The organism is Frankia umida (assembly GCF_023242945.1).
Taxonomy (GTDB): Bacteria; Actinomycetota; Actinomycetes; order Frankiales; family Frankiaceae; genus Frankia; species Frankia umida.
The window spans coordinates 1-436 of record NZ_JALKFT010000119.1; the positions used below are offsets into that span (position 1 = coordinate 1).

General features: G+C 72.0%; 1 protein-coding gene. It reads right to left on the reverse strand.

Annotated features, from left to right (window positions below; translation table 11 throughout):
- Nucleotides 1-436, reverse strand: a 436-nt coding sequence (locus MXD59_RS26040) for a hotdog family protein (RefSeq protein WP_248827208.1), incomplete at both ends; no start/stop codon positions are given.

Sequence of the window (436 nt, forward strand, 5' to 3'; positions counted from 1 at the left end):
TGGATGGTGAGTTCGTCGAGGTGGGGTGTGTTGTGGAGGCTGCCGGTGTGCAGGGCGAGGTCGACCAGGGCGGTGCCCGGCAGAACGACGGTGTGGGCGACGGCGTGGTCGGCGAGCCACGGGTGGTCGGCGAGGGTCAGCGCACTGGTATGGCTGATGCTGTCGTCCGGGGCGCGCAGGGTGGCGCGCAGCAGCGGGTGGGTGGTCGGCTCCAGGCCGAGCTGGGCGGCATCGGTGACGGCGGCCGGCGGGGTGAGCCAGTAGGTCTCACGGCGGAAGGGGTAGCTGGGGAGGGTGGTGCGGGGTTCGGGCGTGCTGCTGGTGCTGCTGCTGCTGCTGGTGCTGGTGGTGGTGGTGGCGCCGTGGGTGTGGAGGGTGGCGAGGTTGGTGTGGAAGTGGGTGAGGGTGGGGTGGGTGCGGTGGAGGGTGGGGTGGG